We start from the raw sequence: 21,152 nt of genomic DNA, 5'->3' as shown, positions 1-21,152 counted from the left end.
GTGTCAGCCCTTGCGACGAAGACGTTCGAGCACGGCGCGCGGGGACATCGTGGCGCGGTAGACGTAGATCTCGCCGGCCTCGTCCTCGCCGAGGACCTCCTCGCTCACGCGGAGCTGCTTGCCCACGGCGAGGAGGAACCTCGCGGGAAAACCCTTGCGGACGAGCTCGACGCGTTGCCAGACAGCCTGTCGGCTCCAGAAGCCGAAGGCCTCGAGGAACACCTCTTCGCCGGTCGTCTCGCTGCGGAAGACGAGGTCGGGCACGCAGGCGATCTCGCCGGGGAGGGCGAAGACGTGATCGTTGTCCGTGACGGCCCACTCGGAGCCGAGGCGCTCGAAGGCTTGCTTGAACACGTCGAGATCGGGGCCCGTGGAGGGGGCCTCGGCGACGTGCGAGATGAGGCCGTCTTCCGGGGTGATTTCGAGGACGGCGCGGGTCTTTGCCTTGCCCCACGCGAGCTCGGCGCGGACGTGAAAGGAGCGGAACACGAGGACCTGCGGGAGGAACATGGCGAGGCGCAGGCCGTACTTCTGGACCGCGTCGAAGAGGCTCCACGGGCCGTCGAGCGTGATCGTGTAGCCCTCCTCGGGCGAGCCCTCGACGACGTGGATGAGGCCGTGGAAGCGAGCCGCGCGGAAGAGCCTGCGGTACCGATCCGGGCCCTCGTCGGCGACGCGGACCGTGACACGCGTGGCCTTGAGCAAGACGGCCTGGGCGAGGCCGAGGTCGTACCGTTCGAGCAAGGCCTCGGGGCCGATCGGGCGGAAGGCTTCGAGCCGCTCGTTTTCGCGTAGATCGGCGTAGAGCGCGGCGTCGATTTCCGCGGGGGTTTTTCCGAGGCGCGGGGCGAGCTCGGCAAGGACGGCGTCGCGATCGAACTCGCTGCGGACGTCGAGCGCGCGGTGGGCAATCGCTGCGGCGAGGAAGACCTCGCGGCGGATCTCCTCGGGGTCGACGCCGGCGGGGACGGTCCACGTGCACTGGCCGTCGAGGACCTTGCGGAGGCCATCGCCGACGAGGCGCGCGTCGGCAGGGACGGGGACCGCGTCGAGCGCGGCCTCGATCTCGTCGCGGCTGTGGCCGACGGCGCTGCCGAGGATGCGGACGAAGTCTTTCGCGAGCGTCTTGGCGAGCTCGGCGTCGTCGCCGCGGAGGTAACGAGGAAGGACGCGGCCGCCTTTGCGGCGCACGCGGAGGAGATCACTTGTAAGCAACGTGCTCCCTCCGCTTGTCGCTCGTGTACTGCTCGGCGGTGTTCTCGGCGACGAGCTCGTAGAGCAGCGCGCGTTTGTCCTGTCCCTTGCGCAGGATGCGGCCGAGGCGCTGGACGTGCTCGCGGACCGAACCGTTGCCGCTCAAAACGATGGCGACGTTGGCCTCGGGGACGTTGACACCTTCGTTCAGGACCTTCGAGGTGACGACGGCCGTGAGGTCGCCGGCGTTGAAGGCGGCGAGGATGGCGCTGCGCTCCTTGACGCGGGTCTGGTGGGTGATCGCGGGCAGGAGGAAGCGGCGCGAGATCTGGTGGACGGTCGCGTTGTCCTCGGTGAAGACGATCGTGCGGTCCTGCCGGTGGTTGTGGAGCAAGCGGGCGAGGACGTTGATCTTGCCCGGCGCGGCGAGCGCGAGCGCGCGTTGCCTGCGGTAGGCGAGGAAGGCGCGGCGGCCCGCGTCGCTGCGCGAGGAGAGGTAGAGGAAGCGGCTCCAGCCGTCGGGGGCCGACATGCGGATGCCCTCTTCGCGGAGGAAGGTGACGTACTCGCCGCGGGCGGCGTCGTAGGCCTCGCGCTCCTCGGGCGAGAGCGGGACGCTGATTCGTTCGGTCTCGTACGAAGCGAGGTACTCGCCGGAGAGCTCGGTGATGTCCTTGCGATAGACGATGGGGCCGATGAGCTCGTCGTAGGCGCGGCCGTCGGTGCGCTCGGGCGTGGCCGTGAGGCCGAGGCGGAAGGGCGCGATGCTCATGCGCGCGGCGAGCTGGTAGGAGGGGCTCGGGAGGTGATGGCACTCGTCGAAGACGACGAGGCCGAAGCGCCCGCCGAGCCGATCCATGTGCAGGTGCGCGGAGTCGTAGGTGGTGACGGTGATCGGCTCGACTTCGTGGTAGCCGCCGCCGATGACGCCGATGGCGCGGCCGAACGCGGCGGCGAGGATGTCGTACCACTGGTTCAAGAGGTCGAGCGTGGGTACGACGACGAGCGTGGAGCGCTTGCGGCCGGCGATCGCCATGGTCGCGACGTAGGTTTTTCCCGCGCCCGTCGGCAGGACGACGACGCCGCGGAAGCGATGCGCGGCCCACGCGTCGAGCGCCTCGCGCTGGTACGGGAAGGGCTCGTGGCGCGCGGCGGGCTCGACGTCGAGCGTGTCGTAGGTGCGCGCTTCGTCGGTGAACGCGAGCTTCTTGGCGCGCAGCCAGAGGACGATGTCCGCGTACGAAGACGCGGGGAGGCGGAAGGTGTTCTCGCGCGCGTCCCAGGCGCAGGCGGGCGGCAGGCTCGTCGCGTCGTCCTGCGCGAGGCCGTCGAGGCGCACGGTGCCGCCCTGAAACGCGAGGCGGAGGCCATCGCTCATCATCTCGGGGGCGGAGGTTAGCTCAAACCGAGGACGACGCGCGCGCGCGAGGGGTGATCGCGCGGAGGATCTCTTCGAGGTCGGCGGGCGAGAAGGGTTTTTCCAGGCACCGGTTCGGGGCCTGGGCCAGGAAACTGCGGGCATCCTGGGTGAAAGCGCCGCCCGTCATGTACACGATGCGCTCGTTCGACTCGGGCATCCGCTCGCAGAGCGAGCGATGGATGTCGAAGCCGGAGACCCCGGGCATCATCACGTCGCAGAGCACGGCATCGTAGGGTTTGTCCGCGAGCGCTTCGAGCGCGCCTTTCCAGCTCGTCCGCCCGTCGACGTCGTGGCTGCGCTCGAGCTGGCGCACGATGGCCGAGAGGAGCGCGGGCTCGTCGTCGACGACGAGGACCGTGAGGCGCGGGACGGGCGCGCGCTTCGGGATCTCGGAGCGAGGCTCGCCGCCGAGGTCGACGTTCTCGGCGGGCAGGAGCGTGACGCGGACGACCGTGCCTTTGCCGACCTCGCTCTCGATCTCGATGCGGCCGCCGTGCGCGCTCACGATGCTGCGGCAGATCGAGAGGCCGAGGCCGCTGCCGACGCCGACGGGCTTGGTCGTGAAGAAGGGCTCGAAGACGCGGTTCAGGATCTCAAACGGGATGCCGGGGCCGTTGTCGCGGATCTCGACGAGCGCGCTGCCCGAGACCTTGTGCGTGGCCGTGACGACGCGGATCTCGTTCGTCTGCGCCGAGCCTTGCGGGAGCGCCTGGAGGGCGTTGACGAGCAGGTTCAAGAAGACCTGCCCGAGGCGGGCCTCGTTCGCGTGGACGAGCGGGACGTCGCCGTAGTTGCGGACGAGGCGGCCGCGGTGGCGGATCTCGTTGTCGGCGACCTTGATGGAGGCGTCGAGCACGCGGCGCACGTCGATGGGGCGGCGCTCTTCCTGGTTGGCGCTGGAGAAGACGCGGAAGTCGCGCACGATCTGCGCGACACGCTCGGTGCCGTCGAGGGCCTCGCCGCAGAAGCCGAGCAGCTCGCGCGCGAGCGTTTGGGTTTCGGCGTCGCCCCGCGCGCCGGAGGCGCTCGCGAGGTCTTCGAGCTTCTTCGTGACGAGCGCGATGTTGAGCGTGACGTAGGCGAGGGGGTTGTTGATCTCGTGGGCGACGCCGGCGGCGAGCGTGCCCATGGAGTTCATGAGGTTCGCCTGGTAGACGCGCGCCTCGGTCTCGATGCGCGTGGTGATGTCGCGGCAGAGGCTGATGATGGCGATGCCGCCCTCGAAGGGCGCGGGCGCGGAGGCGACTTCGACGGTGATGATGCTGCCGTCGCGGCGCACGAGGCGGTAGGTGTAGAATGGCGCGGCCTCGTTCGTCGCGAGCATGACGCGCACGCGGCGGTTCTCGCGCGTGACGTCTTCGGCGTGGAGGATCTCGCCGAGGGGGCGTCCATAGAGCGACTCGGCGCTCTCGTGGCCGAGGCACGTGAGGAGCGTCGGGTTGGCGTAGAGGATCTTGCCGCCGCGGTGCACGACGACGAGCTCACTCGTCTTCTCCACGATGAGGCGGAAGAGGCCCCGCACCCCCGCGAGAGCCTCCTCTACGGCGCCTTCGAAGCGGGAGGTCTGTACGGCGTGATCGTCGTGCATGGCGTGGCCCATCCGTACGAATCTCGAACCATTCTAGAACGGAAGGCGGACGTGGTTCGGGGATTCGTGACGACGGCAAAAAGCGCGCGTGGCGCAGGGGGGGTCAACGTGCCGTCGGGAATACCGCACGGCAAAAGGCATCCTGGGTGTGGGCCCACGTAGGCAGCGTCGCGGCGCGCTGCAGGGCGGCGTGTTGCATGGCGTCGAGGCGCTGCTCGTCGCTCACGACGCGGACGAGCGCGTCTTCGAGGGCACGAGGATCGCCGGGCGAAACGAGGAGGGCTTCTTCGCCGTGGCGGACGACCTCGGGAATTGCGCCCGCGTTGCATGAAACGATGGCAAGGCCGTGGGAAACAGCCTCGGCGAGCGCGATGCCGTACCCCTCGTAGCGGCTCGGGAGGACGAGGACGTCGTGCGCGCCGAGTTCCCGGGCGAGCGCTTCGTCCGTGAGCGCGCCCGTCACGCGCACGCGGCTCCCAAAGCGGGAGGCCGCGGCGAGCACGTGCGCGGCGTAAAACGCGTCGCGATCGGCAGGTCCGGCGAGCGTGAGCACGGCGCGCGCGGCGACGGCGGCGAACGCTTCGAGCAAGGCGAGCGGATCTTTGCGGGGCGTGAGCGCGCCGAGGAAAAGAAGGCGCACGGGGGCGCCGGGTGAGCGCGCAGGGGGGGTTCCGCGTGCGCCGAGTCGATCGCGGCCGGGGGGCACGACGGTGATTCGATCCCGCGTGATGCCCGCGGCGACGGCCACACCTGCGGTGGTCTCGCTCGTGACCACGACGTGATCCGAGGCGGTGAGGAGGACACGTTCGAGGGCGAGGCGGAGGTTTGCAGAAGCGCCCGTTCGTTCGCTCGCGGCGAGGTGGTGGAGCAAGGTGACGAGGCGCGGGGACGCAGGCGATCGGGCGCGGAGCGCGGCAGCGAACACCGCGCGCGGGTGACAGAGCTCGTCGACGATGACGACGTCGTGCACGCGGGGAGAGGACGCGCGCGGGGCGAGGAGGCCGAGGAGTCGGGCGTTTTCGCGCAGCGGGGCGAGAGGGCCACGCACGTCGAGGTTCACAACATCGACGTGGCAGCCGCGTGCGCGGAGGCCCGAGGCGACGATGCGATCGTAGAGGTAGCCGCCCGTGGGTTGATCGAGCGGACCATCGACGACGAACGCGATACGCGCGCCATCAAGCAACCCCGGGCTCCACGCCGGGCATGGTCGACGCCGGGCGGATCGGCCCGCGGTACTTGGCCCACGCGTTCGGCGACTCGTCGAGCACGACGGTGAGCATCGTGCCCGCGCGGAGCGGCAGCACGTGTCCGAGCTCGCGGTGGATGTACCGCGCGATCACCTCGGTCGTGGACCTGCCAGGCGAAAACCCCGGGTGATCGTCGAGGTTGCGGTAGTCGAGTTGTTCGAGGACGCTGCGCAGCTTGGCGCGGAGCATGCCGATGTCGCAGACGACGCAATGCTCGTCGAGCTCTTCTTGCTCGACCTCGATGCTGACCACGTACGTCGCGCCATGCATGCGTTGCGCGGGTCCGAAGAAGTCACCGTCGAGACGGTGAGCCACCATGATGTGATCACGAACGCCGACCGTGTACATGCGCTCCAAGATACCGCAGGAGCCGCGGATCAACGTGACGGATCGAGCACGCGATGCGGCGGATTCCACGCTTCGCCGGCAGCGAGCGACGTGTACAGGCGGGGCGCATCGGTGAAGGGAACGAGCGGACCGACGAGGCGATCGAGGTGGTCGTCGCGGAGCAGTTCGTTCACGACGGAGAAGCGTCGCTCGAAGGTGAAGCGAGCGCGGCGCGCGGGTGGGATCGCGCCGACTTGGCTCGATCGGATCGTGACGCGGTTCGGGTGGAATCGGCCGCCGAGGGGCAAGGGGACGCCACGCTCGCCGTACCAGGAGACGACGAGGATGCGCGCTTCGGGGCCAGCGGATGCGACGAGCGCGGCGAGGGCTTCGGGGGAGCCGGAAGCTTCGATCAGGACGTCGGCTTCGGCGACGATGGCCGCGTCGATCGAGGGGAGCGATGCGGCGCATCCGAGGTCGCGGGCGAGCGTGGCGCGGCGTTCGTCCGGGTCGATGCAGGTGACGTGGCCACCCGCGCGCGTGGCGAGGCGCGCGATGAGCTGTCCCACGACGCCGAGGCCCATGACGACGACGCGCTCGCCGAGCGCGATCTCCGCGTCCCACACGGCATTCAGCGCGGTTTCGAGGTTCGCCGCGAGCGTAGCGCGTGGCGCGGGGATGCCCTCGGACAACGGGCGGAGCGCGTGTTCGTTGGAGATGAAACGATCGTGGTGCGGGTGGAGCGCGAAGACGGTACGACCGAGCAGCTCAGGCGACGTGTGAGGGCCGATCGCCTCGACGATGCCGACGGCCGCGTAGCCGTAGCTCGTCGGCAGATCAAACGAGCCGCGCTGCGCGGGCAGGGCCATCACGGCGCGGATGTCGGGTGGCACGCGGCCCATGAGAACGAGGCGTTCGGTTCCGGCGCTGACCCCACACGCAAGCGTACGAACGAGGGCTTCGCGCGGACCCGGGTCGGGGAGGGGTTCGTCGCGGAGAGCCGCGACGCCGGGTCGTTCGAACCAGATCGCGCGGGCCCGGGTCACGAGGCCACCGACGCCGCGTCGGGGAGCGAGACCGGCAAGGGCGGCGCGCCTTTGCGGGCGAGTTCGAGGAGCACGTCGCCGCCGACGTGGAGGACGCGGCGGAGCTCCAGGCGCAGGGCTTGATCGAGCTTGCGTGTACCGAGATCGCCGACGGCCTCGATGCCCGCGCCGATGACGAGAGGCGCGACGGTGACGACGAGCCGATCGACGAGCCCTTCCCGGAGGAAGGAGGTGATCACGCCACGGCCGCCTTCGACGAGCAGCTCGCGCGTGCCGCGCTCTGCGAGGGCGACGAGCAGCGCGTCGAGGTGGATGCCTTCCCCGCTCGTCGCGACGGGGAGCGCACAGCACTCGACGTGGGACGGCAGCGTCGCGCGTGACGCCTGCCGCGTGACGTGCAGCGTGCGTGTGGTCGCGTCGCGGAAGAGCTGCGCTGCGGGAGGCACGCGGCCGCGGGTGTCGAGCACGACACGCAGGGGTTGTTTTCCCGGCACGTGTCGCACGGTGAGAAGCGGATCGTCGGCGAGCGCCGTGCCGGAGCCGACGAGGACCGCGTCGGCGGCGGCGCGGAGGGCGTGGGCGAAGCGCGTGGTCTCCTGGCCGCTGATCCAGCGCGAATCACCCGTGGAGGTAGCGATGCGGCCGTCGAGGGATTGCGCGAAATGCACGGTGACCCAGGGCCGCGAGCGAGGCGGCATTCCTTCCGTGCGGTCGAGCATCGTTCGGCGATCGTAGCGTCGAGCGTCGCGCGGGGCGAGGCACGCGGAAGGAGCATGGAGCGGGCACGCCCGCGACGACGAATTCGATTAAGATGGGAACGGATGAACAAAGCCCACCGCTCGCTCGCGCCCGGGTTCTTGATCGCTTCGCCTCCGCTCGGAGATCCGAACTTCGATCGGACGGTCGTGCTGCTCGCGGTGCACAACGAGGACGGCGCGCTCGGCTTCGTGGTGAACCGCGTCGCCCCGATGTCGCTCGGCGAGGTGCTGAAGCTCGCGGGGTACAAGGGGCCGGAGTCGAAGGACGATGGGCCGGTGTTCCTCGGGGGGCCGGTGGCGCCGACGATGGGCTGGATCCTCTGCGTGGATCCGAGCCTCGACGCGGAGCAGGAGGGCGTGCTCGCCGTGGACGGTCGGATCCGGCTCACGTCGCGCCGCGTGGCGTTCGACGAGCTCGTGCAGGAGCGTGTGGCGCAGGCGGGCGCGCCGGATCCGAAGCGGCGGATGGTGATGCTCGGCTACAGCGGATGGGGGCCCGGGCAGCTCGAACGGGAGATCGGGACGGGCGCGTGGCTGCCGACGCCGCTCGACGAAGGCGTGCTCTTCGACGTCGACGTGGACGATCGGTGGGAGCGCGCCTATGCGCTGCACGGCCTCACGCCCGCCGTGATGATGTCGATGCGGAGCGTGGGCGAAGCCTGACGCGGGCCGCGCTCAGGGGTTCCGGACAGACAAACCCCGGAAGCGGCGGTCGTGCCAGCGGAGCATCTCCAGCGTGCCGACCTCGCGGAGCCAGGGTTGGTCGTGCGGACCCGGTAAGACGACGGCGTCGTGCGGGACGTTGCGCTTGGTGAGATCGGCGGAGAGAGCTTCGTTGGCCGCGCGAAACGGATCCGTGGTGCTCGTCTCGACGTGCACCCCGCGCGCGCCGTGGGCGGTGATGATCGCGGCGAGGCGATCGGCGTAACCCGCGGTCCGGTGCGCGCCGATCGCCGTCTGCACGACGCCGATCGCGCCGAAGGTCTCGGGGCGGCGTGAGAAGACTTCGAGCGCGACGTAGCCTCCGAGCGAGCATCCATCGAGGGCGATGCGCGCGACGTCGGTCGCTACGTGCGCCTCGCGGCGCGCGCGTGGCACGACGACCTCGGCGATCCAGCGCGCGTAGCCATCGAGCGCGGCCTTGGGGTTCGCCGCCTTGTTGACGTTCGGCGTGTAGGGACAGGCGATCACGAAGCCGCGGAAGGGCGTGCGCGAGAGCTCCTCGTTGACCGCGCGGAGATGTTCGTCGGTGAAGTCCAGCCGTTTCGACGTGCGCACGACGGGAGGCCGGCCGAGGCGCGCGAACGCCGTCGCGAGGCCGTACCGTTCGAGCCAGGCGTAGGCGCCCATGCGCTCGTCGCCGGTCTCGCCGAGGCCATGCAGGAGAACGAGGAGCGGCGCCGGGGCCTTCGTGGGATCGAGGCCGCGCGGGATCGAAAGGGTCATGCGCCGGCCGAGCGCGCGATCGCCGGGAAGATCGAGGTCGCGCACGTCGAGATCCGAGGCGCCGAGATCGGTCGTCCCTCCGGCTTCGGCGCGTCGCGTCGTGCCGAGCGTCCATGCCGCCGCGGAGGCTCCGATCAGGAAGCCACGACGTGTCGTCCGCACAGTGACGCAGCGTAACCCACGCACCATGCGCGGGGCCACCCCCCGGGGCGGGGGCGAGGTGGCCGACGGGGTCCCCCGGGGTTCCAGCTGCATTTCGTGATTTTGCCGGCGGCTGATTCAGATCAATGCGATCCGTCCGAACGATCCTTGATACGTTCTCGGCCGCGCCGATTTTCCCCGGCGGCTCGGGAAGGGACATGCAGGAATCGAAGACCGGTCGCGCCGTACCGCAGCTGGACACCGTTGCCTCGGCCCTGGAACAGACGATCGAGAACGAACCCGCGCTCCTGGATTTGCTCGCTCAGGCCCTCGCGAAGGGCGCGAGCCCCGGAGAGCTATGGGACATGCTCCATCAGGCTGCGCATCGGGACAACCGCATCGCCGAGCTCGCCGCTGCCTACGACGCCATCTGCCGCGACCGGAAGATTCGCCTGCTGCAGCCGGCCGCGCAGATCGAGCTCTTGCTCAGCGCCTCGGCGTTCCTCGTGGACTACGCCGGCGACGGAGCGACGGCACAGCCGCATCTCGAGCGCGTCATGCAACTGTCGCCGGGCAACGTCGACGCGTTCCAGCGCCTCGAAGCCATCCTGCGCGACCGCGAGGACTGGACGAAGCTCGCCGATCTCTACACGCAGATGGCGGCGCACCGGCCGGACAAACAAGAGCAGCTCGCGTTCCTCCGCGCCGCCGTCCAGATCCTCGCCGCGCTGCAAGGCGAGGAGGACAAGGCGTTCAAGCTCCACCAGCAGATCCTCCGGCTCGACCCGACCGACGCCGACAGCCGCAACGCGATGGCCGAGCGATTCATCGCCGCGGGCCGCTTCGCCGACGTGGCGAAGCTCTACGAGCAAGCCATCTCCGCCGATCCGCCGCCCGCCGACGAGGATCTCCTCGCGCTGCGTGAGCAGGCCATCGAGCTCTACTCGGTCAGCCTGCACGAGATCGAGAAGGCGCTGCCGCACGCGGAGGAGGTGCTCAAGAAGAACCCCGACAGCGAGCTCGCGTGGAGCACCTGCGAGCAGCTCCTCACGCACAAGACGCTCGCCGCGCGCGCCGCCGCCGCCATCGAGAACGTGTTCATGTCGCGCGAGCAGTACGAGGACGCTGCGCGCATGCTGACGATCCAGATCGACAGCGTGCGTGGCCCGCGCCGGCTCGAAGCGCAGAAGCGGCTTGCGGCGCTGCAATACCAGCACCTCGGCGACCTGGGCGCCGCGTTTACGCTCTACGAGGGCATCCTCACGGTCGATCCCAACGACGACGAGGTGCGCGCGCGGTACCGTTCCATCGGCGCGGCGCTCGATCGCCGGCTCGACGTGACGCGCGTGCTGACGCGCGCCTCGGCCGGCGCGAAGGACCCGCTCGTGCGGGCGAAGATCGCCTCCGACCTCGGCGAGCTCTTCCTGGAGACGGGAGATCCGAAGCGGGCGCGCGCGTCGTTCCAGAGCGCCGTGGACGCGGGGCTCGCGGAGGACGCGGGTGTGCGCGCGGCGCGGGCCCTCGCAGATCTGTGCGAGCAAGCCTCCGACTGGAGCGCGCTCGCCGCGGCGCTCGATCGGCTGAGCGATATCGAGCCGGAGCCCGACGCGCGCGCCGGTGCGGCCGAGCGGCTCGCGCGGCTGCGCGAGGAGACGCTCGGTGATGCGCCGGGCGCTATCGCCGCGTACCGGAAGCTCGTCGGCACGTCGCTGGAGAGCGAAGCGCTCCCCGCGCTCGAACGCCTCTACGAGGCCGCAGGGGACGAGGTCTCGCTCGCCGATGTCCTCGAACGTCGCGCGGCCCTCGAGACCGACAGGGAAGCGGCGCGCGACCTCGCGTTCCGCGCAGCCGATCTCCGCGCCGCGCGCTCGAACGATCTCGGCGCGGTGCTCGACGGCTGGCGCAGGTTCCTCCAGACGTACGGCCCGACCCGCGAGATTCACGCGCGCATCCTGCCCTTGCTCGAACGCGAGCAGCGCTGGGAGGAACTCGCGCAGACGCTCGACGCCGAAGCGGGCCTCGCGCCCTCGGAGGAGCGCACCGCCATTCTCGCGAAGCTCGCGCAGGTGCGGCTCAGTCGCCTCGGCGACGGCGCGGGCGCGCTCGACGCGTACCGTCAGGCGCTCGACCTCGATCGCTCCGACAAGACGTGCCGTCAGGCCGTGGAGCGCATGCTCGGCAGTGGCGAGCATCGGCTCGGCGCCGCCGACGTCCTCGAACCGATCTACCGCGAGGAGGGGGCCTCTCCGGGTCTGCTCAAGATCCTCGAAGTGCGCGGGGACGTCGCGAAGGACGCCTCCGATCGGCTCGCCGCGCTGCGCGAAGCCACGCAGATCGCGGAGGGGGATCTCGGGGACGCGAAGCGCGCGCTGCTGTTCGCGGGCCTCGGCCTGCGCATCGCGACGAACGACATGGCCGACGACGTGCCGGAGTGGCTGTCGACCGTGGAGCGTCTCGCGGGCGACGACGCCGCGCGCCGCGCCGGTATCCTGATCCAGGCGCTCGGCAACCGGAACGTCGATCACCCGGCGATCGCGGAGCTCGCCAAGGCCACGGGCGAGGCGCTCGCGATCTACGGTGACTTCGTCGGCGCGCTCTCCGTGTTTCGGAACGCGCTCGCCTTCGAGCCGTCCTCGCCCGACCTCATCACGCGGATCGACAGCCTGCTGCAGAAGCACGGCAACGCGCACGAGCGGCTCGCGCTGTACAAGGGCGCGCTGGCCGCGACGACGGATCCGGATCGGCGTCGGCAGATCTTCCACTCCATCGGCACGATCGAGCGTCGCGGCCTGCGCGACCTCGCCGCGGCGGCGGCGACCTACCGTCGCGCGCTGGAGGAGGACGCGGGGGATCGGGGCGCGTACGAAGCGCTGCTCGACGTGCTGGAGGAAGGCTCGGACGCAGAGGGCCTCTACGCGGCGCTGATCGGCGGCGTGGAGCGCGCGGCCGACGCGGAGGAGCGCGCAGCAATCACGCTGCGCATGGCGAACCTGTCCGCCTCGCGCGGCTGGATCGATCGCGCGCGGCAGCACTACCGGAGCCTGCTCGACGAGGGCACGACGCTCTCGGACGAGACGCTCGATCGGATCGCGGACCTCGCGCGGAAGGCGGGCGACAACGATCTCTATCGTGTGCTGCTCGAACGGCGCATCTCGACCGCGGATGGCCCGCTCTCCGAGGCGCGATGGCTCGAACACCTCGCCGCGCTGAAGGCCGAGGCGTTCGGGGACACGGCGGCCGCGATCGAGGACTACCGGCGCGCCGGCGACCTCGCCGACGGCGGCGGAGACGGCGCGCTTGCCGAGCGTCTCTTCGAGCGTGTGCTCGCGCTCTCGACCGACGATCGTGACGCCGCCGAGCGGCTCGTCGATCTCTACCGTCGCTCCGAGGCGTGGGAGAAGCTGCCCGCAGTCTACGAGGTCCTCTTCCGCACCGCGGCCGACGCGGCGGAGCGCGCGGACAAACTGCTCGCGTTCGAGGACGCGGCCATCCACGCGAAGGCGACCACGCGCTTCGTGAGCGCGGCGGACGCGCTCCTCGCCGACGAGGGCGCGCTCGACGTCGGGCCGCGCGAGGCGCTCCAAGCGGCGCGCGCGCGTGTGCTCGCGGCCGACCCCGATCGCCAGGAGGACGCCGCGGCGGCCTACCGGAGCATGATCCAGGGCGCGTCGGATCCCTGGACCGCGGTCGAGGCGTTCGAAGGGTTCCTCGATCAGAGCCCGCCGTCGCAGGCGCGGCTCGAAGATCGACGCTGGGTGCTCGGTTTCCGCCTGCAACGCGCCGAGGGCGATCGTCGGATCGAGGCGCTGCTCGCGTGGGCGGCGGCCGAGGAGAACGTCTTCAAGGATCCGCGCGCGGCCGCGGATCTCTACGCTCGCGTGCTGGAGCAGGATCCGCAGAACGATGCGGCGCTCGCGGCGCGCGGCCGGCTCCTCCTCGACGTCGGCGACGTCGAGGGGGCGGCGGCCATGATCGCGGCGCGCCGTGATCTGCGCGAGGGCGCGGAGCGAACGGCGCTCGAGCTCGAGCTCGCGACGCTCCTCCTCGATCGGCTCGGCCGGGTCGACGAGGCGCTCGCCGCGGTGGAGCCGGTGCTCGAAGCCGAGCCGGGCAACGAAGGGGCGCTCGTGCTCCTCGAGCGTGCGCTCGCGCGGCCAGAGTCCCGCCGGCGCGCGGCCGAGATGCTGGAGCGCGCTTGCGACACGACGGGCGACGAGTCGATCGCCGCGCGGATCCTCAAGCTGCTCATCGCGACGCCCGCGGATGCGAGTGACCTCGTGGATCTCCGCGCAGGCTGGTTCACGCGGCTGCTCGACAGGCCCGGCGCCGCGCCGGAGCTGGCCCTCGACCTCGCCGTGCGCGCGGTCGAGGAGCTGCCCTACGACGCCGCGTTGTGGGATCGCGCCGAGCAGCTCGGCCGCGATGCCGACCGGCCCGATCTCGTCGCCGAGGCCTACCGCAAGAAGCTCGAATCCGACTCCGTGCGCGAGCTCGATCCCGACACGCTCGACGACCTCGGGCGACGCTCGGTCGACTATCACGAGGAGTTCTTCTTCGACGATCAGGACGCCGTCATGAAGCTCCTGCGTCGGGTCGTCGACGTCGCCCCCGACGCGCTGTGGGCGTTCGAGCGCTTGAAGCTCGCCTACAACCAGAACGAGCGCTGGGCCGACCTCTTCTCGCTCTACGACCAGGCCATCGAGCGCACCGACGACAAGTTCGCGCGCGTCGAGCTTCTGGAGGACGCGGCCGAGTCGGCGAAGGATCTGGCCGGCGATCCGGATCGCGCCGTGCAGTACCTGGAGCAGCTCCTGCCGCTCAAGCCGCGCGACAAGAAGATCCGCACCTCGCTCGAGCGCCTCTACGAGCGCCTCGGCCGTCACCGCCCGCTCATCGATCTGCTCTCGCACGAGCTCGCCTCGCTCGACGTCGAGGCGGCGCAGAAGCTCCGCGCGCGAATCGCCACGCTCTGGCTCGAAGGCGTCGTCGAGCCCGACGCCGCCTTCCGCGTCGTCGAGGAGATGCTCAATGTCGAGCCGTCACGCGCCGAGGCGCTCGACTTGCTGGAGCGTGTCCTCGCCGCCACTGGCTCGGCCGAGCCGCTCTCCATCCGGCCGAGCGCGGAGGCCGAGAATACGGCCCGCCAGCGCGCGGCCGTCGTCCTCGAACAACGCTACCGCAGCGAGGAGCGCCATGAGGACCTCGCGCGCGTGCTCTCCGTTCGCCTCGAAGCCGCGGTCGATCCGGCCGCGCGCGGTGCGCTTTTGCGCGAGATCGTCTCTCTGCGCGCCGACGTTCTCGACGACCCGGCGGGCGCGTTGGAGAGCCTCGCGGCGCTCGTCGCGCTGGAGCCCGCCGAGCCGAGCCACCGCGCCGAGCTCGAGCGCCTCGCCGCGCGGGTCGATCGTTTCGATCGGCTCGCGGAGGTCCTCGTCGGGGTCTCCGAGGGCGCCGGCGGCGCGCTCAAGATCGAGCTCCTCTCCCGCGCCTCGGCGATCTACGTCGAGAAGCTCGGCGATCGTGGTCGCGCGATCGATCTCGGCCGGACGATCCTCTCGCTCGAACCCGAGCACCCCGAGCTCGTCGTCGGCCCCGCGCGTGACCTCGAGCGCCTCCTCGCGGAGGAAGGCCGTTCGGCGGAACGCTGCGAGGTCCTCGAACGGCTCGCGCGCCTCGAAAAGGATCCGGACGCCCGGCGCGCCACGCTGCTCGAGGTCGCGCGCATCGCGTCGAGCGAGCTCGGCGACAAACCGCGCGCCATCGCGGCGTATCGCGCTCGCCTCGCGGACGAGCCGCGCGACCTCGACGCGCTCGGCGGCCTGGCCCTCGACCTCGAAGCCGAGAACCGCTTCGGCGAGCTCGCGGAGGTCCTCGAGCGCCGCGCCGAGCTCACGGAGGGCGACGCCGCGCGGCAGGATCTCGTGCGCGTCGCGGCGATCTGCGATCAGGATCTCCGTGACGTCGCCCGTGCGATCACCGTGTGGGAAGGCGTGCGCGCCCGTTTCGGCGCCGACGACGAGAGCTGCGACGCGCTCGCCCGGCTCCTCGAAAAGGCGGCGCGCTGGCCCGATCTCGTGGCGCTGCTCCGCACGAGCGCCGCGCAGGCCGACGATGACGGAAGCAACGTGGCCCGCGCAGCGGAGCTCTACCGCCGCCTCGGCGACGTGCAGCGCGATCGCACCGCGCAGTGGGCCGAGGCCGTCGCGAGCTACGAGGCCGCGATTCGTTGCGCCGATCCGGGGGGCCTCGCGCTCTCTGGTCTCGAATCGTTGCTCTCGCTCATCGACCTCGACGACGAGGCGCGCAGGCCCATCCTCGCCGCCGCCGTCCGTGTCCTCACGGCGGCCTACGCGGCCTCGGGCGACTGGCAACGCACCATCGACCTGCTCGAGCCGCGCCTCGCCGCCGCGACGTCCGCCACCGAGCGTACGGCGATCCTCGCGGAGACCGCGTCGCTGCACGAGCACCGTCGCAACGACCCCGCTGCGGCGTTCGACGCCGTCTGGCGCGCGTTTGCCGCGGTGAAGACGTCCGAGCTCTCGGCCGAGGTCCTGCGCCTCGCCGCGATCGCGGATCGCTGGGCCGACATCGCCGAGGCGTTCCCGGCGATCGAGGCGCAGGGCGACGTCCCGCCCGACGTCGCACGTGCCCTTTGGTGGAGCGTCGCGCTCTGGCACCGCGATCGCCGCGGGGACGAGCGTGCCGCCGAGATCGCGATCGAGCGCGCGCTGACGTACGACCCGACGAACGCCGAGATGCTCGCGGCGCTCGTCGAGCTGCGCCGCCACGCGCCCGGCAAGCCCCTCGTCGACGCCCTGCTGCGTCTCAGCGAGGTCTCCGCGGACGCGCTCCCGCTCCACCGCGAGGCCGTCACCGTCGCCAGCGACCACGTGGGCGATCCGAGCCTCGCCAAGAGCATCGCCGAGGCCATGCTCCAGAAGGCCGAGGCGCGCTGGATCGGTGAGGGCTCGGACCCGCTCAGCGAGGCCGCCACCTTCGCCGCATGGGCGCTCGACGTCCTCGTGCGCATCTGCCGCGAAGAGGGTGACCTCGTGCGTGTCGTCGCGCTTTGCCTCGACGGCGCGAAGCTGCCCTTCGAGCCCTCGCGCCGCCGCGCGCTCCGCCTCGCTGCCGCCGAGATCTCCGACGCGCAGCCGGCGATCGCGATCTACGAGGAGCTCTTCGGCGAGGATCCGACCGACGAGCTCGTCGGATCGCGCCTCGAAGAGCTTTATCGCAAGGAGGGCCGTCGCGCCGAGCTTCTCACCCTGCGCGAGCGCCAGATCTCCGTGGCCGATGAGGTCCTCGCGCGCGTCGATCTGCGCCTCGACCTCGCGTTCCTGCTCGTCGAGTCGGGCGAGGTGGATCGCGCGATCGGATCGCTCCGCAAGAACCTCGAAGAGAGCCCCTCGCACGCGCCCTCCGTCGACAAACTCGCCGAGCTCTTCGGCGCGCGTGGTGACCACGGCGCGCTCGCGTCGCTCTGGGAGGATCAGGCGGCGCGGCGCGAGGCCGATCGCGACACGACCGCGGCCGCCGAGCTCTGGCGGAGGGCCGCGATCATCGCCGAGACGCGCGTCGGGGATCTCCCGCGTGCGATCAGCGATTACCGCCGCGCCGCGCGGTACCGCGACATGGCTTCGCTCGACGCGCTCGCGCGCCTCTTCACGGCGCGCGGCGATCACGCGGCCGCTGCAGAGGTCCTCGAGACCATCTGCGCGGACGCGCCGGCCGACGCCTCGCCGCACCCCGTCCTGCGCCTCGCCGAGGCCTACATCGCCTCGGGCGAGCCCGCGCTCGCGCAGCAGCGGCTCGAAGAGGCGCAGGGCCGCGTGGCCGACCCGGCGCCGCTCCGGGCGCGCCTCTCCGTCCTCTACCGCGAGGCCGAGGCGTGGGGCCCGCTCGCCGAGCTCATCGCCATCGAGGCCGCACACACCGAGAACGCCGCGAAGCGCACGGCGCTCCTCCGCGAGGCCGCCGACCTGCACTTCTCGAAGCGGAACAAGCCCGAGGCGGCCGTTCCGCTGCTCGAGCAGGCGTCGCAGCTCACGCCCGACGATCGCGCGATCAAGCTCTCGCTCTGCGACGCGCTGAGCGCCGCGGGCCGCTCGGACGAGGCCTCGAACATCCTTCGCCAGATCATCGACGCGTACGGCAGCCGCCGGCCGAAGGACCGCGCGATCGTGCACTACTACCTGGCGCGGGTCTTCCTGTCGTCGGGTGATCGCAAGGCCGCGCTGGCCGAGCTCGACGTCGCGCTCAAGATCGATCCGACGCACCCGGAGATCCTGCTCGCGCTCGCGCGCCTGTCCTTCGACGAGGGCCAGTTCGATCGTGCGCAGCGCACGTACCGCTCGCTGCTCATGATGGTGCGGCGCCTGCGCGACGAGCAGGGCTCGCCGGCCGTCACCCGCACCGAGGTGCTCATCGCGCTCGCGGAGATCGCCGATCGTCAGGGCGATCCCGATCGCTCCGCCGAGCACGTGGAGTCCGCGTTCGAGGCTTCGCGTGAGAGCCCCGACGAGGCCGATCGCCTCATCCGAGCCCTCCGTGGCCGCCAGAACCACGCGCTCCTCGCGCGCGCGCTCGAGCTCCGGCTCGATGGCGCGGGCGGCGACGCTGCAGCCCTCGCGCCCGTGCTCGCTGAGCTCGCTGCGCTCTATGAGCAGCACCTCGGCCGCGCCGAGGATGCGCTCTCGCTCTGGCTCCGCGCGCTCGCCGTGCGGCCGACCTCCGGGGACGCGCATCGCTCGGCGCTCGGGCTCGCTCGTCGCCTCGGCGCGGTCGAGAAGTACCTCGACGCTCTGCGTAAACTCGTCGCCGCGACGACGGTCGATCCTCCGCTCGTCGACCTCCTCCTCCACCTCGGTCGTGCGCTCTCCGGTGAGGGGGGCGACGCGGCCCAGGCGGACGAGGCGTTCCGGCGCGCCGAGGCGCTCTTGCTGGAGCGGCCGGGCGATCGCCGGATCCACGAGGTCTGGCGCGCGCTCGAAGCCTCCTGCGAGCAGCGCGGGGATCGCGAGGGGCAGATCGCTCTGCTCGAAAAGCGGATCGCCGCTGCGAGCGAGAGCGCGCCGCCGGCCGAGCTCGCCGATGGCCTCTACCGCCTCGCCGAGCTCGCGCTGCGCGAGCCCGGGGGTGCGGCGCGCGGCGTGCCCGCGCTCGAGCGTGCTCTCTCGCTCGACGCGTCGCCCGATCGTGCCGAGGCCATCTTCCGCCTCGGCCTCCAGCGCGAAGAGAACGCGGCGCAGATCGCACCGCTCTTCGAGCGCTTCGCGCGCCAGCACGATCGCCCGCGTGCGCTCGTCGACGCGCTCGTCCTGCTCGCGCCCGAGCGCGGGGCCGACCTCTACCGCGAGGCCGTCTCCGTCGCCGAGGGCCTCGGGGACACGGCGCTCGTCGAGTCCGTCCTGCGGCGCGCGCTTGCCCGCGAGGAGGGCGTCTCCGATACGTCGGACGACCTGTGGGCCCTCGTCGCGCTCGCCAAGGTGCGCGCCGCGGCCGAGGACTGGGCCGAGGCGCGGGCGCTCGAGGAGCGCGCAGGGCGCGTGGCGGCGCCCGGCGACGAGCGGGGCCACCTGCTCGCGTCGGCGTCGATTGCCCGTGACAAACTCGGCGATCTCGCCGGCGCGGCGCGGCTTTATGCCGAGCTCTTCGAGCGTGAGCCTGCCGATCGTGACCTTTGGGGGCCGCTCGCCGATCTCTACCGGAGCCTCGGCGAGGACGAGGCCCTCGGGCGCGTCATCGAGCAGGTCGTCCCGCTGCTCGAGACGGTCGAGGACCGCTCGCGCATGCGCCTCGAACGCGCGCGCCTCGCGCAGAAGCGTGACGGCGGCGCCGACGAGGCGATCTCAGCCCTCACGGAGCTGCTCGACGACGACCCCGCGAACCAGGAGGCGGCCACGCTGCTCTCCAGCTTGCTGGAAGCCGCGGGCCGCTTTGAGGATCTCGCCTCGCTCCTCGAGCGCCGCATCGACCTCGCCAAGGACCGCGAGGACACGGCCAGCGTCGCGTCGCTCTCCATGCGGCTCGGCGCGCTCCTCGAGCAGCAGGGCGAGTCCGCTCGCGCCCGCGACGCCTACCACGGCATCCTCGACTGGGACGCGACGAACCTCGACGCGCTGCGTGCCATCGTGCGCATCTGCGAGAAGGCCGAGGACCCCTCGGAGCTCGCGGACGCGCTCGAAAAACTCCTCGGCGCCGAGAAGGGCGAGGCCGCGGAGGCGACGGCGCAGCGGCTCGCCGCGATCCGCGCCGAGCAGGGCGACGAGGACGGCGTGGATCGCGCCCTCGAAGCGGGTTACCGCGCGTTCCCGACGAGCGCGGTCCTCGGCGCCAAGCTGAAGGAGCGCTTCGAGTCGCGGGAAGACTTCCGCAAGATCGCGGACGTCTACCAGATCGAGGCGGAAGGTCGGACCTCCAAGGAAGATCGCGTCGGTTGCCTCCGCAAGGCCGCCGCGATCCTTCGCGACAAGGAGCAGGATCTCCCGGGCGCCATCGAGGTCCTGAAGCGAGCGCTCGACATCGACCCGCTCGAACGCGCGCTCGTCGCCGAACTCGTTGGGGCTCAAAGCGAGATGGGGGATCACCAGCTCGCGGCGGCCTCGATTGCCTCGGCGGCGGCGAACGTCGAGGGCGCGGCCGCGGTCGAGCTCCTGCTCCACGCCGCGCGCCTGCTCCTTGCGACGCCCGAGGGCGCGAGCGCTGCGGTCGAGCTCGTCGAGGACGCGCGCCGCCGGCAGCCGGACGCGTGGGAGCCCGTCATCGTGCTCGCCGAGGCGTATGTCGGGGCGGGGCGCGTCGACGAGGCGCGCCCGCTCGCCACGAACGCCGTCGCCGCGTACGAGGGGCGTCGGTCGAGGACGCTCGCGGCTGCGCATCGCGCGCTCGCGCACGTCGAGCGCGCGTCGGGCAATGACGACGTCGCGTTCGAGCAGCTCTCGAAGGCCTTCGAGAACGATGCAGGCAGCGCCGACATCGCGCTCGAGCTCGGTCAACTCGCGGTCGATCGTGGCGATCACGACGTCGCTTCGCGCGCGCTTCGTGCGGTCACGATGATGAAGATCACGGCGCCGGGCTCGGCCGAGGGCACGACGTCGCGAGGCCGCGCGCTCGCGTATTTCCACCTCGGAAGGCTCGCGGTTGCGCAAGGGGATCGCGGCAAGGCGCGCCTCCTCGTCGAGAAGGCGCTCGCCGAGGACGCAAACCTCGACGCCGCGCGCGACCTCGCGGACGAGCTCGCGAGCGACTGATCCAGCTTCTTTTCCGCCCTTCCGGAACAGCGCGCCGCGAACCCCTGCGGCGCGCGCCCTCCTCCTCCTTCACACCTGCCGCCACGCCGAACCCCCGCCGAAGCCTGTTTTCAGGCTGTTTTTAGGCCTTTTGGTGGTCCTTCTCCTCGGCGGCTCATCCTACTTCCGGCCCGTTCGACGCCTGGTAGAGCGACTCTCCGCATCGAAATCGCTATTTCCCCCGAAGATTTCGCTTTTTTCGCGACGCACGCCGTGTATGGTTCACCCGAGCCGAGCGCGCGGCGAGGGGTCGCGCGCGACGCGGAGCTCGGAGGAATTTGCAATGGCGACCAAGAAGAGTGCTGGGGGCGGGGCGAAGAAGTCGTTGAGCAAGAGCGCTCTGATCCAGGCGATTACGGAGGCTGCTGGGGACGAGATCTCCCGCAAGCAGGTCAAGAGTGTGCTCGAGTCTCTGGTCACGGTCGGGCACCGTGAGCTGAAGAAGTCGGGCGTCTTCACGCTGCCGGGCTTCGCGAAGTTCCGGGTGGTGAAGCGGCCGGCGACGAAGGCCCGCCAGGGGATCAACCCCTTCACCAAGCAGCCGATGACCTTCCCGGCCAAGCCCGCCAGCAAGTCGGTGCGTGCGCGCCCGATCAAGGCGATCAAAGACGCCCTCGTCTGATAAACCGCTGCTCCCGTCGCGGCAGCAGCGCGCGACGAACGGCCCCGCGATATCGCGTGGGCCGTTCGTTTT

At 71.2% G+C, this 21,152-nt stretch carries 11 protein-coding genes; 3 read left to right on the top strand and 8 right to left on the bottom strand.

Features of this window, described 5'->3' with window-relative positions; genetic code table 11:
• Window positions 1-3: 3 nt before the first annotated feature.
• The 7 genes from POL67_RS38260 to POL67_RS38230 form a co-directional block, all read right to left on the bottom strand.
• Window positions 4-1,215, bottom strand: coding sequence for a DUF790 family protein (locus tag POL67_RS38260; RefSeq protein ID WP_271925617.1), 1,212 nt, complete (start codon window positions 1,213-1,215; stop codon window positions 4-6).
• Window positions 1,202-2,575, bottom strand: a complete 1,374-nt coding sequence (locus tag POL67_RS38255; RefSeq protein WP_271925616.1) for a DEAD/DEAH box helicase family protein — start codon at window positions 2,573-2,575, stop codon at window positions 1,202-1,204. Before POL67_RS38255 ends, POL67_RS38260 begins: the two co-directional genes overlap by 14 nt.
• 19 nt (window positions 2,576-2,594) lie before the next feature.
• A complete protein-coding gene (locus tag POL67_RS38250) occupies window positions 2,595-4,202 on the bottom strand; it encodes a hybrid sensor histidine kinase/response regulator (protein ID WP_271925615.1) in 1,608 nt (535 codons plus the stop codon).
• Window positions 4,203-4,305: 103 nt separating this feature from the next.
• Window positions 4,306-5,385 (bottom strand): glycosyltransferase family 4 protein, encoded by a 1,080-nt coding sequence (locus POL67_RS38245; RefSeq protein WP_271925614.1) that lies wholly within the window; start codon window positions 5,383-5,385, stop codon window positions 4,306-4,308.
• Window positions 5,378-5,797: a 6-pyruvoyl trahydropterin synthase family protein gene (locus tag POL67_RS38240; RefSeq protein WP_271925613.1), complete on the bottom strand. Its 420-nt coding sequence runs from the start codon at window positions 5,795-5,797 to the stop codon at window positions 5,378-5,380. The genes POL67_RS38245 and POL67_RS38240 overlap by 8 nt, the downstream gene beginning before the upstream one ends.
• A gap of 29 nt (window positions 5,798-5,826) precedes the next feature.
• Complete coding sequence (locus POL67_RS38235; protein WP_271925611.1) at window positions 5,827-6,678, bottom strand: zinc-dependent alcohol dehydrogenase; 852 nt, start codon at window positions 6,676-6,678, stop codon at window positions 5,827-5,829.
• A gap of 140 nt (window positions 6,679-6,818) precedes the next feature.
• The gene (locus POL67_RS38230; protein ID WP_271925610.1) at window positions 6,819-7,541 is read right to left on the bottom strand and encodes a RibD family protein; all 723 of its coding nucleotides are present in this window, start codon (window positions 7,539-7,541) and stop codon (window positions 6,819-6,821) included.
• A gap of 102 nt (window positions 7,542-7,643) precedes the next feature.
• Here POL67_RS38230 and POL67_RS38225 point away from each other — a divergent pair, with 102 nt between their 5' ends.
• Window positions 7,644-8,243 carry a YqgE/AlgH family protein gene (locus POL67_RS38225; protein ID WP_271925609.1) on the top strand — a complete coding sequence of 200 codons (600 nt, stop codon included), beginning with the start codon at window positions 7,644-7,646 and terminating at the stop codon, window positions 8,241-8,243.
• A gap of 12 nt (window positions 8,244-8,255) precedes the next feature.
• Here POL67_RS38225 and POL67_RS38220 read toward each other — a convergent pair whose 3' ends face one another.
• Window positions 8,256-9,188 carry an alpha/beta hydrolase gene (locus tag POL67_RS38220; RefSeq protein ID WP_271925608.1) on the bottom strand — a complete coding sequence of 311 codons (933 nt, stop codon included), beginning with the start codon at window positions 9,186-9,188 and terminating at the stop codon, window positions 8,256-8,258.
• Between the two features lie 197 nt (window positions 9,189-9,385).
• Between POL67_RS38220 and POL67_RS38215 the strand changes: the two genes are divergently transcribed.
• A complete protein-coding gene (locus POL67_RS38215; RefSeq protein ID WP_271925607.1) occupies window positions 9,386-20,419 on the top strand; it encodes a tetratricopeptide repeat protein in 11,034 nt (3,677 codons plus the stop codon).
• Between the two features lie 322 nt (window positions 20,420-20,741).
• On the top strand, window positions 20,742-21,080 hold the full coding sequence (locus tag POL67_RS38210; protein ID WP_136929855.1) for an HU family DNA-binding protein: 339 nt from the start codon (window positions 20,742-20,744) through the stop codon (window positions 21,078-21,080).
• Window positions 21,081-21,152: the final 72 nt, after the last annotated feature.

This window comes from Polyangium mundeleinium (genome assembly GCF_028369105.1).
GTDB lineage: Bacteria > Myxococcota_A > Polyangia > Polyangiales > Polyangiaceae > Polyangium > Polyangium mundeleinium.
This window is presented reverse-complemented; position numbering and strand designations above follow the sequence as displayed.

Excerpts from the sequence above, each read along its gene's own strand:
- POL67_RS38240 (WP_271925613.1), bottom strand. The coding sequence starts at position 5,797 with ATGTACACGGTCGGCGTTCGTGATCACATCATGGTGGCTCACCGTCTC.
- POL67_RS38250 (WP_271925615.1), bottom strand. The coding sequence starts at position 4,202 with ATGCACGACGATCACGCCGTACAGACCTCCCGCTTCGAAGGCGCCGTA.
- POL67_RS38210 (WP_136929855.1), top strand. The coding sequence starts at position 20,742 with ATGGCGACCAAGAAGAGTGCTGGGGGCGGGGCGAAGAAGTCGTTGAGC.
- POL67_RS38255 (WP_271925616.1), bottom strand. The coding sequence starts at position 2,575 with ATGATGAGCGATGGCCTCCGCCTCGCGTTTCAGGGCGGCACCGTGCGC.
- POL67_RS38235 (WP_271925611.1), bottom strand. The coding sequence starts at position 6,678 with ATGGGCCGCGTGCCACCCGACATCCGCGCCGTGATGGCCCTGCCCGCG.
- POL67_RS38230 (WP_271925610.1), bottom strand. The coding sequence starts at position 7,541 with ATGCTCGACCGCACGGAAGGAATGCCGCCTCGCTCGCGGCCCTGGGTC.
- POL67_RS38215 (WP_271925607.1), top strand. The coding sequence starts at position 9,386 with ATGCAGGAATCGAAGACCGGTCGCGCCGTACCGCAGCTGGACACCGTT.
- POL67_RS38225 (WP_271925609.1), top strand. The coding sequence starts at position 7,644 with ATGAACAAAGCCCACCGCTCGCTCGCGCCCGGGTTCTTGATCGCTTCG.